The 9,561-nt window shown below is 64.1% G+C and carries 10 protein-coding genes; 3 read left to right on the top strand and 7 right to left on the bottom strand.

Annotated elements, in window-relative coordinates; all coding sequences use genetic code 11:
• From CN311_RS26560 to CN311_RS26580, 5 genes are all read right to left on the bottom strand, one after another.
• On the bottom strand, window positions 1-785 hold a 785-nt coding region (locus CN311_RS26560), incomplete at its 3' end, for an Ldh family oxidoreductase (RefSeq protein WP_097576620.1).
• A gap of 92 nt (window positions 786-877) precedes the next feature.
• Window positions 878-1,687 carry an ABC transporter permease gene (locus CN311_RS26565; protein WP_097576621.1) on the bottom strand — a complete coding sequence of 270 codons (810 nt, stop codon included), beginning with the start codon at window positions 1,685-1,687 and terminating at the stop codon, window positions 878-880.
• Complete coding sequence (locus CN311_RS26570; RefSeq protein WP_097576622.1) at window positions 1,687-2,352, bottom strand: ABC transporter permease; 666 nt, start codon at window positions 2,350-2,352, stop codon at window positions 1,687-1,689. Before CN311_RS26570 ends, CN311_RS26565 begins: the two co-directional genes overlap by 1 nt.
• A 188-nt stretch (window positions 2,353-2,540) precedes the next feature.
• On the bottom strand, window positions 2,541-3,335 hold the full coding sequence (locus CN311_RS26575) for a transporter substrate-binding domain-containing protein (protein WP_097576623.1): 795 nt from the start codon (window positions 3,333-3,335) through the stop codon (window positions 2,541-2,543).
• Between the two features lie 50 nt (window positions 3,336-3,385).
• Window positions 3,386-4,198, bottom strand: coding sequence for an ABC transporter ATP-binding protein (locus CN311_RS26580; RefSeq protein ID WP_097576624.1), 813 nt, complete (start codon window positions 4,196-4,198; stop codon window positions 3,386-3,388).
• 231 nt (window positions 4,199-4,429) lie between these two features.
• On the opposite strand from CN311_RS26580, the gene CN311_RS26585 reads away from it, so the two are divergent.
• A complete protein-coding gene (locus CN311_RS26585; protein ID WP_097576625.1) occupies window positions 4,430-6,007 on the top strand; it encodes a 5-guanidino-2-oxopentanoate decarboxylase in 1,578 nt (525 codons plus the stop codon).
• Between the two features lie 15 nt (window positions 6,008-6,022).
• Here CN311_RS26585 and CN311_RS33075 read toward each other — a convergent pair whose 3' ends face one another.
• Entirely contained in the window at window positions 6,023-6,163 is a 141-nt protein-coding gene (locus tag CN311_RS33075) for a hypothetical protein (RefSeq protein WP_208866577.1), read from the bottom strand.
• Here CN311_RS33075 and CN311_RS26590 point away from each other — a divergent pair.
• Both CN311_RS26590 and CN311_RS26595 read left to right on the top strand, forming a co-directional pair.
• Window positions 6,162-6,953 (top strand): capsular polysaccharide synthesis protein, encoded by a 792-nt coding sequence (locus tag CN311_RS26590; protein WP_165779861.1) that lies wholly within the window; start codon window positions 6,162-6,164, stop codon window positions 6,951-6,953. The two genes, CN311_RS33075 and CN311_RS26590, sit on opposite strands and share 2 nt — an antisense overlap.
• A 111-nt stretch (window positions 6,954-7,064) precedes the next feature.
• Window positions 7,065-7,772: an SDR family NAD(P)-dependent oxidoreductase gene (locus tag CN311_RS26595; RefSeq protein ID WP_097576627.1), complete on the top strand. Its 708-nt coding sequence runs from the start codon at window positions 7,065-7,067 to the stop codon at window positions 7,770-7,772.
• Between the two features lie 74 nt (window positions 7,773-7,846).
• Here CN311_RS26595 and rpsA read toward each other — a convergent pair whose 3' ends face one another.
• Window positions 7,847-9,544, bottom strand: a complete 1,698-nt coding sequence (gene rpsA / locus CN311_RS26600; RefSeq protein ID WP_097576628.1) for a 30S ribosomal protein S1 — start codon at window positions 9,542-9,544, stop codon at window positions 7,847-7,849.
• Between the last annotated feature and the right edge of the window lie 17 nt (window positions 9,545-9,561).

The raw sequence follows: 9,561 nt of genomic DNA on the forward strand, positions 1-9,561 counted from the left end.
GTCCCCGGACTGTCCGGCCCGCCGCTGAACCATGGCGCGTCGAGCGACCAATTGGCGCCCGACAGGCCGGCCGCCAGCACTTCCACCATCAGCGCGATGTTGGCGCCGCGCTGGCCGCCAAAGGCAAGCATGGCGCCTTTCATGGCGGCGGCAGGGTCGGTGGTCGGGTTGCCGCTCGCATCCAGGGCCCAGCCTTCCGGAATTTTCTTGCCGTCCTCGGCCGCCTTGCGGATGTTGACGAAGGCGGTGGCGCTCGACGACTGGTCGATGACCAGCGGCGCGCCATCGGCGGCGGGCGCGGCAAAGGACATCGGGTTGGTGCAATAGACCGGCTTGACCGAGCCGGAGCCGGCAAGCACGGCCGGCCCGTTGGTCGCGGCGAAGGAGACCAACCCAAGTGCTGCCAGCCGCCCGGTGAAATAGCCGAGCGCGCCGCACGTGTAGGCGTTCTTCTGCGAAAAGATGGCGACGCCGAACAGGCGTGCCGCCTTGGCGAGATCGTCGATCGTCCTGTCGAAGCCGGTATGGGCCAAACCGCCGCGCGCATCGGAGAGAAAAACCGCGAGCGCCGGCCTGGTGATGACCGGCTCGGCCTTGCCGTCGATGCGGCCGGCTTCCAGTGCTTCCAGATAATCGATGAAATGCGTCAGCCCGACCGTGGCGAGCCCTTCCGCCTCGGCCGCAACGATCGAGGCGGCAAGCGAGTGCGCCGCTTCCTCATTGGCGCCGGCGCCGAGCGCAGCCATCCGGCACAGTCCTGTTGCCTGGTCGAGACTGAGTTGCATCGGCGTTGCCTCTAGTGAGTAGTGAGTAGGGATTTAGCGAGTAGTGAGAGCGACTGCCTGCGCACTACTCACTACTGACTCCTCACTAAATCCTACCCGATTTTGTTCGGGATTCGCGCTTCGATCCTGCCGAAGGCAAAGACCAGGATGCCGGTGATCGCCATATAGATCAACGCCAGCAGCAGCAAGGGTTCATAGGTCAGGTAGGTGTCCTGCCGCACCTTCGAGGAGACGGCAAATATGTCGATCACGCTGATGGTCGCCACCAGCGGCGTCGATTTCAACTGCAGCACCGTTTCACCGGTCAGCGTCGGCAGCGCCCGGTAGAAGGCTTGCGGCAGCCAGATGCGCCGGAAGGCCTTCCAGCGGCTCATGCCGAAGGCGCGGGCGGCCTCGATCTGCCCTTTCGGCACGCCGGCAAAGGCGCCGCGCATCACCTCGCCCTCATAGCCGGCGAAGGACAAGGTCAGCGCCAGCACGCCATAGGGCCATGCTTGCCGCAGATACGGCCACATCCAGGATTCGCGTATCCAGGGATACTGCGGAAACAGCGAGCCCAGCCCATAATAGAGCAGCCAGAGCTGCAAGAGCAGCGGTGTTCCCCTGATGATGGTGCAGAAGACCTTGGCGGGTGCGGCGAACCAGAAGGAGCCGGCAGCCTGCGCCAGCCCGAGCGGCACGGCGAGCAGGAAGCCCAACACGCAGGTGACGGCCAGAATCCAGAGCGACCGCCAGATGCCAAGCAATCCCGCTTCGTAATATTGCGGCAGCCAGTCCCAGCGCATGAAGAAGGCAGCCGCCAGAACCAGCCCAAGCGCGATCAGAATGAGCACGATGCGATGCGGCTGAAGCCACAGCGATGTTCGCGCGGCAACGTTGATCATGGCCGCTTCACCAGCCATCAGCGCGCCTCCTTGAGCGAAGGCATACCGCGTCGGGCTCTGGCTTCGATGCGGCCGATGATAAGATTGGAGATCAGCGACACCAGAAGGTAGATCGCGCCTGCCGCCAGGTAGAATGTGAGGTAGGCCTTGGTCACGCCGGCCGCTTGCCGCGTGGCCAGGGTCAGCTCGTAGAAGCCGACGACCGCCAGCAGCGCGGTGTCCTTGGTGGCTATCAGCCAGAGATTGGCAAGGCCGGGTATAGCGAAGGGCAGCATTGCCGGCAGCGTGATGCGCCGCAGCAGGAGGCCGGGCGACATGCCGTAGGCCCTTGCGGCCTCGATCTGGCCCTGCGGAATCGAAAGGATCGCGCCGCGGATCACCTCGGTCGAATAGGCGCCCTGGACGAAGCCGAGCACGGCGATGCCGGCCGCCAGCCCGCTGATGTCGATGCGCTGATAGCCGAGCGCCGCCAGCACCTGGTTGATCAGGTCGGTGCCGGCGTAATAGAGCAGCAGGATCAGCACCAGTTCCGGCACGGCGCGCACCACCGTCGTATAGACAGCCAGCAGATCGCGCACCACCGGACCGCCATAGAGCTTGCCATAGGCGCCGCCGATGCCGATCAGCAGCCCGAGGCAGGTGGCGCCAATCGCGATCTCGATCGTGTGCAGCAGACCGACCAAAAGCGTTCCGCCCCAGCCCGGAGGCGTGGGCGAGAGAAGCTCGAAGATGCTGGCCGCGTCGATTGGCGTCGCCCCCGAATTGCTAGAGCATGCTCCCGAAAAGTTGCAGAGCGTGCGTGGATGAGTTCAGGCGAACCACGCGGCGCGCTGTCCGCGCCGCGTGGTCGGTTGCTGATGGGTACTGGCCGTCAGTTCGACTGCGGGTCGTCACCATAGACGTCGAAGTCGAAGTATTTCTTGGTGATCTCGGCATATTTGCCGTTGGCGCGGATGGCCTTGATGCCGGCGTTGATCTTGTCCTTCAACTCGGTGTCTTCCTTGCGGAGGCCGGCGCCGACGCCAGGTCCGAGCACTTCGAGGTCCGGAGCCACGTTGCCCTTCATGTCGCAGCACGCCTTGCCCTGGTCGGATTTCAGAAACTCGCCAAGCGCGATGGCGTCGGCCTGCACCGCGTCGACGCGGCCGGCGGCGAGATCCTGGTTGGCTTCGTCCTGCGTCTGGTATTCCTTGATTTCAGCGGCCCCGGTGAAGTGCTTCTTGGCGTAGACGGCATGCACGGTCGACACCTGCACGCCGATCACCTTGCCCTTGAGGTCATCTGGCGTGGCGCCGAACTTCTGGTCCTTCGGTCCGATGATGCCGGTCGGGGTGTTGTAATATTTGTCCGAGAAGGCGATCGTCTTCTCGCGCTCGGCGGTGATCGACATCGAGGCGGCGATGAGATCGATCTTCTTGGTCGTCAGCGCCGGGATGATGCCGTCCCAGGCGACGGGGGTGATGACGCAGTCGAGCTTCTCCTCGGCGCAGACGGCATCGATGAATTCGATCTCCCAGCCGACCCACTTGCCCGACGCATCCGGCGAGGCGAAGGGTGGATAGGGTTCGGCGGCGACGCCGACCTTGACCGGATCGGCCTTGGCCACGCCCATCGCGGCGACGCCGAGCAGCAGCGCTGCGGCAAATGTTTTGAGAACGGCTTTCATTTCAGATAACTCCCAGTTTGTTGTTGTTCCCGGTTTTCGTCCGCTTCGATCTAGCCGATGTTGCGGATGAACTGCTTGAGCCTTTCGGATTTGGGCGCGCCAAAAATCTGCTCCGGCGGCCCCTCTTCCTCGACCAGCCCGTTGTAAAGGTAGACGACATGCGTCGCGACCTCGCGGGCAAACTTCATCTCATGGGTGACCAGCACCATGGTGCGGCCCTCGCGCGCCAGGTCGCCGATCACTTTCAGCACCTCGCCGACCAGTTCCGGATCGAGCGCCGAGGTCGGCTCGTCGAACAGCATGACGCGCGGGTTGATGGCCAGCGCCCGGGCGATCGCCGCGCGCTGCTGCTGGCCGCCGGACAGATAGGCTGGATAGACATCCCGCTTTTCGGCGAGCCCGACGCGGGCGAGCAGCTTTTCGGCCTCGGCGACCGCCACCTCGCGCTTGACGCCGAGCACATGCACCGGAACCTCGATGACGTTCTCGATCAGCGTCATGTGGCTCCACAAGTTGAAATTCTGGAAAACCATGCCGAGCTTGGAGCGGATGCGTTCGATCTGCTTGCGGTCGGCCGGAACCGTGTGGCCATGGCTGTCGGCCTTCAGCTTGATCTCCTCGCCATTGACGCGGATGATGCCGCTGGTCGGGTTTTCCAGGCAGTTGATGCAGCGCAGCAGCGTCGATTTGCCCGAGCCTGAGCCGCCGATGATGGCGATGACCTCGCCGTCGCGCGCCGACAGCGAAACGCCCTTCAGCACATGCAGTTCGCCGAATTTCTTGTGCAGGTTCTCGACATGGATGGCTTCGGCGGCGCCGTTTTGCGCCAAATGCTCCAGTGCGGGTGCTGCGCCCGGCGCCATCACCTTGCCGGCGCCCCGTCGGACGGCCGGATCCGTCGCAGCTGAAATCTTTTACCCATTAACCGTCACTGGACCGAATTCCCATTCTCAAGATGGACCGTTCCGCTTGCCTCCGTCAACCATGGTTTTTGGACCATTGATCGCAGCTTGCTGTAGTGGTTATTGGCGGCAGGGAACATCGCAGGAGCACTTGGTGGGTAAAACAGACGGGTCGCAATCCATGGCCGTGCAATGACAACAGTCGGCGAAGCGCTCATCACTTTGCTCGAAGCTCACGGCGTCGACACCGTCTTCGGCATTCCTGGCGTGCACACGGTCGAGCTCTATCGCGGGCTGGCCCGGTCGAGGATCCGCCACGTCACGCCGCGTCACGAGCAGGGCGCCGGCTTCATGGCCGACGGCTATGCCCGCGCCAGCGGCAGGCCGGGCGTCGCCTTCGTCATCACCGGTCCAGGGCTGACCAACACCATTACCGCCATGGGCCAGGCGCGCGCCGATTCGGTGCCGATGTTGGTGATATCCGGCGTCAACGCCACGCCGACGCTGGGCAAAGGGCTTGGCCATCTGCACGAATTGCCCGACCAGCGCGGCATGATGGAGAAGGTCGCGCTGTTTTCGCACCGCATCACCGGAGCCGACGAACTGCCCGGCGTGCTGGCGCGGGCCTTCTCCCTGTTTTCGTCGTCACGTCCCGGCCCGGTTCATATAGAGATCCCGACCGACATCATGGTCAATCCGGCCGACGGCCTTGTCGCCGTGCTGAGCAATGCAGCGCCGCCCGCGCCCGATGGCGCAGCCATTGCCAAGGCGGCGGAACTCGTCGCCGCTGCGCGCCGCCCGCTCATTCTTGCCGGCGGCGGCGCCAGGAAGGCCGAGGCGCCGCTGAAGCGTCTTGCCGAAAGGCTGGGAGCGCCGGTTGTCCAGACGACCAATGCGCGTGGCCTGCTGTACCGCCATCCCCTTGGCGTGCCGGCGAGCCCCAGCCTGAAGGCGGTGCGCGCGCTGATCGACGAGGCGGACCTCGTCATCGCCGCCGGCACCGAATTCGGACCGACCGACTATGATGGCTATGGCGACGGCGGGTTTGTCCCGCCGGCCAATCTGATCCGCATCGACATCGACGCCGACCAGTTGGCACGACGCCCGGCCACCATTGCCATCCAGGCGGATTGCGCCGAGGCGCTTCGTGCCCTGCTCGGCCGTGTCGGCGAGTCGGCCGCGTCGGGCGACGGCCAGGCTCGCGCCGCCGCCACACGAAAAGCGGCCCTCGCCGAACTCAGCCCGGCCTTCACCGCCCAGATACGTGCGGTGGAAACGATCCGCGATGCGTTGCCGGGCGCGATCATCGTCGGCGATTCGACACAGCCGGTTTACGCCGCCAATCTCTATTACGATCATGACCGGCCAGGCGGCTGGTTCAATGCAGCCACCGGCTTCGGCGCGCTGGGCTTCGGCCCGCCGGCCGCCATCGGCGCCGCGCTCGCCGTGCCGGACGCGCCGGTGGTTTGCCTCACTGGCGATGGCGGCTTCCAGTTTACCTTGCCGGAACTGGGCGCGGCACTCGATGCGGCCGCGCCGGTGACCTTCGTCGTCTGGAACAACCGCGGCTATCGCGAAATCGAAACCTCGATGCTCGATGTCGGCGTCGAGCCGGTCGGCGTCTCGCCCGCGCCGCCGGATTTCTGCAAGCTGGCCGAGGCTTATGGCATCGCCGCCGAACGGCTCGCCGATATCGGGCATCTGGCGGACGCGCTCAAGCGCGCGCGGGCCACCGGACTGCCATATGTCATCGAAATCACCGTGGATTGAGCGGGGCGGGAAATGTCATGACTGCCGGATGAATTTCAGCAAGTTGAAGCCGATCCGCGATCCGCTGACATCTGCGTCTCTCTCCCCGGCGCGCTGGGCCGCATCTTCACCTGCCTTGCCCTGGCCTTTGCGCAGACGTGCCGCGAAGCTTTGCATGAGCTATGCGCGCAGGAGCCTTTGGCGGGCTCGCCACATTGCTGTCGACCATTCGCAATGGTGTTCCAGCAGCACGCCGGCCGGTGGCCTAGGCCCGATCTGGCAGTACTGGGGGCAAGGTGTCGAGGAAGCGCCGCCAGTGGTCAAGGCGTGCCTGCGCTCCGTGCAACGCAACAAGGGCGATCGCCAACTCGTCGTGCTCGACGACAAGACCGTCGAGAGCCATATCGACCTGCCCGGCCACATCTGGGACAAGCGCACCCTGATGAGCCGGCAGCATTTCTCCAATTTCATTCGCTTGAGCCTGCTTCATCGGCATGGCGGAACATGGCTCGACGCCACGATCCTGCTGCGGCAGCCTGTTCCGGCCGAAATCGAGCGCGAGGATTTCTACATCCTGCGGGAGACGACCCGCCATCCGAGGTTGGTGGAAACCTGGTTCATACACGCCCGCAAAGGGCATCCGCTGATCGAAACGGTGCTTCACGGCCTGGCGGACTACTGGCAGAAATATGACGGGCTTCATGAGTATTTCATGTTCCCCTATCATTTTGAGGCCTCGCTGCTTTTGCACCGGCGCCTTCGACGTGATTTCCTGCTCATGCCGCAAGTCGGCGCGGACAAGCCGCACGAGCTGCAATGGCTGCTTTTCACTCCATTCAATGAGGTCGCCCATCGCGCGGTCCTCGATTGTTTCTGGCTGCACAAGCTGACCCACAGGAACCCGCGGCCGACGACAGGGGACCGGCTGCTGTGGGACGCGATCATCGACGGATGGCCGGCAGCTTGATCTAGGCCGAATGGTTTAGCGTCGACGAAATTTCAGTTGAGTGGCGACGCGAAAGGCGCGAGGTTCGCCACCGGCGCGGCGCAAGTACAAGAATGACTGGAGCGGTCGAATATGACGCAAACACTGGACGGTAGGCACATTGTGGTCACTGGCGGCACCGGGGCGCTTGGCGGCGCGGTTGTCGGCAAACTGCTGGGCGAGGGCGCGATTTGCCATGTGCCCAACGCCCATGCCGCCGCGCCCGGGCATTTTCCCTACCCGGCACATGAACGCGTCAAGCTGGCTCACAATGTCGACCTCGCCGACCCCGCCAAGGTCGATGCGTTTTATGACGGCGTTCCGGATTTGTGGGCGTCCATCCATCTGGCCGGCGGCTTTACCGCAGCGCCGGTGGAAAAGATCGAATCCGCATCCTTCGCCGAAATGATGGACACCAACGCCCGCACCACCTTCCTGTGCTGCCGCGCCGCGATACGTTCGATGCTGGCGGCCGAAACATCCGGCCGCATCGTCAACATCACGGCGCGCGCCGGGCTCGACCCCCGGCGTGGTTCCGGCATGGTCGCCTATGCCGCCAGCAAGGCGGCGGTCGCGGCGATGACACTGGCGATGGCGGAAGAGCTGAAGGGCAAGGGCATATTGGTCAATGCGGTTGCCCCGTCGACCCTCGACACGCCGGCCAACCGGGCTGATATGCCCGACGCCGATTTCGGCAGATGGGTCAGCCTCGAAGCGGCGGCCGAGGCCATCGCCTATCTTGCTTCGCCGGCCAATCTGGCGATGAGCGGCACGCTGGTGCCGCTATATGGCAGGGCCTGAGCGCTTAAGCACGAGCCAAACAAAAACCCGCCGGATCGCTCCGGCGGGTTTGTTTTTAGTTGGCGCGAAGGCTCTTAGCTGCCCTGCTTCTTCAGCGCGGCGCCCAGGATGTCGCCCAGCGAAGCGCCGGAGTCGGTCGAGCCGTACTGGGCGACCGCTTCCTTCTCCTCGGCGATTTCCAGCGCCTTGATCGAGACCTGCAGCTTGCGGGTCTTCTTGTCGAAGGCGATGACGCGGGCGTCGACCTTCTGGCCGATGGTGAAGCGCTCGGGGCGCTGCTCGTCGCGGTCGCGGCTGAGATCGGAGCGCTTGATGAAGGTCTCGATGCCGCTGTCGACCAGCCGCACTTCCAGGCCGCCATCCTTGACGCCGATGACTTCGCAGGTGACAACCGCGTTCTTGCGCAGTTCGCCTGAAGTCGCCGCTTCGCCGACCGTATCCTTGGCCAACTGCTTGATGCCGAGCGAGATGCGCTCCTTGTCGATGTCGACGTCGAGCACCTGCGCCTTGACCATGTCGCCGCGATTGTACTCTTCGATGACCTGCTCGCCTGGACGAGTCCAGTCGAGGTCGGAGAGGTGCACCATGCCGTCCACGTCGCCTTCGAGGCCGATGAACAGGCCGAACTCGGTCTTGTTCTTGACCTCGCCCTCGACCTGGCTGCCGACCGGATGGCTGCTGGCGAAAGCCTGCCAAGGATTCTCAAGCGTCTGCTTGAGGCCGAGCGAGATGCGGCGCTTGGCCGGATCGACCTCGAGCACCACCACGTCGACTTCCTGCGTCGTCGACAGGATCTTGCCGGGATGCACGTTCTTCTTCGTCCACGACATTTCCGAAACGTGGATGAGGCCTTCGATACCCGGCTCCAGCTCGACGAACGCGCCGTAGTCGGTGATGTTGGTGACGGTGCCCTTGATCTTCTTGCCGATCGGGAACTTGGTGCCGATCTCGGACCACGGATCGCTCTCGAGCTGCTTCATGCCGAGCGAGATGCGGTGGGTTTCCTGGTTGATGCGGATGATCTGCACCTTGACCGTCTGGCCGATGTTGAGGATTTCCGTCGGATGGTTGACGCGGCGCCAGGCCATGTCGGTGACATGCAGCAGGCCGTCGATGCCGCCGAGGTCGACGAACGCACCGTAGTCGGTGATGTTCTTGACGACGCCTTCGACCACCTGGCCTTCTTCGAGGTTCTGCACGATCTCCGAACGCTGTTCGGCGCGGCTCTCCTCGAGCACGGTGCGGCGCGACACCACAATGTTGCCGCGGCGGCGATCCATCTTGAGGATCTCGAAGGGCTGCGGGTTGTGCATCAGCGGCGAGACGTCGCGGATCGGGCGGATATCGACCTGGCTGCGCGGCAGGAAGGCCACGGCGCCGTCGAGGTCGACGGTGAAGCCGCCCTTGACCTGGTTGAAGATGACGCCTTCGACGCGCTCACCCTTGGTGAACTTCTCCTCGAGACGAACCCAGCTCTCTTCGCGGCGGGCCTTTTCACGCGACAGCATCGCTTCGCCAAGCGCGTTCTCGATGCGCTCGACATAGACTTCGACCGTGTCGCCGACCTTGAGGGTGGAGTCCTTGCCCTTGACGCCGAATTCCTTCAGCGGCACGCGGCCTTCGACCTTGAGGCCGACATCGATGATGGCCATGTCCTTTTCGATCGCGGTGATCGTGCCCTTGACGACTTGGCCTTCGCCGGAATGGCCGGCGGTAAAAGATTCTTCGAGCAGGCTCGCGAAATCATCGCGAGTGGGATTTGCAGCTGACATATTTTCTCCTGGAATGC

The sequence above is a fragment of the Mesorhizobium sanjuanii genome (genome assembly GCF_002529485.1).
Lineage (GTDB): Bacteria > Pseudomonadota > Alphaproteobacteria > Rhizobiales > Rhizobiaceae > Mesorhizobium > Mesorhizobium sanjuanii.

Coding starts and splice junctions, on each gene's coding strand:
- CN311_RS26575 (WP_097576623.1), bottom strand. CDS start 3,335: ATGAAAGCCGTTCTCAAAACATTTGCCGCAGCGCTGCTGCTCGGCGTC.
- rpsA (WP_097576628.1), bottom strand. CDS start 9,544: ATGTCAGCTGCAAATCCCACTCGCGATGATTTCGCGAGCCTGCTCGAA.
- CN311_RS26590 (WP_165779861.1), top strand. CDS start 6,162: ATGAGCTATGCGCGCAGGAGCCTTTGGCGGGCTCGCCACATTGCTGTC.
- CN311_RS26580 (WP_097576624.1), bottom strand. CDS start 4,198: ATGGCGCCGGGCGCAGCACCCGCACTGGAGCATTTGGCGCAAAACGGC.
- CN311_RS26565 (WP_097576621.1), bottom strand. CDS start 1,687: ATGGCTGGTGAAGCGGCCATGATCAACGTTGCCGCGCGAACATCGCTG.
- CN311_RS26595 (WP_097576627.1), top strand. CDS start 7,065: ATGACGCAAACACTGGACGGTAGGCACATTGTGGTCACTGGCGGCACC.
- CN311_RS33075 (WP_208866577.1), bottom strand. CDS start 6,163: ATGCAAAGCTTCGCGGCACGTCTGCGCAAAGGCCAGGGCAAGGCAGGT.
- CN311_RS26585 (WP_097576625.1), top strand. CDS start 4,430: ATGACAACAGTCGGCGAAGCGCTCATCACTTTGCTCGAAGCTCACGGC.